The sequence below is a fragment of the Bartonella senegalensis OS02 genome (genome assembly GCF_000312545.1).
Classification (GTDB): Bacteria; Pseudomonadota; Alphaproteobacteria; order Rhizobiales; family Rhizobiaceae; genus Bartonella; species Bartonella senegalensis.
Genome location: NZ_HE997568.1, coordinates 1 through 337, shown reverse-complemented (window position 1 = coordinate 337; position 337 = coordinate 1). Strand labels below are relative to the sequence as shown.

General features: G+C 37.4%; 1 protein-coding gene. It reads left to right on the top strand.

Translation table 11 applies throughout. The features are described 5' to 3' along the window. Positions 1-112: 112 nt before the first annotated feature. Positions 113-286: a riboflavin kinase gene (locus BN200_RS09065; RefSeq protein WP_019222125.1), complete on the top strand. Its 174-nt coding sequence runs from the start codon at positions 113-115 to the stop codon at positions 284-286. The last annotated feature ends 51 nt before the right edge of the window (positions 287-337 follow it).

Below are 337 nucleotides of genomic sequence, written 5' to 3'. Positions count from 1 at the left end.
TAGAGAACATCGTGGAATATAAGAGGTTTTCGTTGTTTAGAGGGGAGACAAATGTTTGGAGATCTGATTTCAGCATTGTCTCTCTTTTGTGTTTTCATAAGTTTATGGAATCGTGCGCTTACCGTCTCTTTTTTTACAGTTTTTACGAGGACAAGAAAAATTTGATGGACTGGTGCCTTTAATTGCCCAAATGCATGATGATGCAAAAAAGGCAAAAGCTATTTTGGCAGCAGTACAGCCATTATCACCGCTTGATCAATTGCTTACCTTTAAAAAGAAGACTTAAGTTGATCTGAAAAGGAGATAAGAGCGGAAAAAATAGCGCTTAAACTGACGA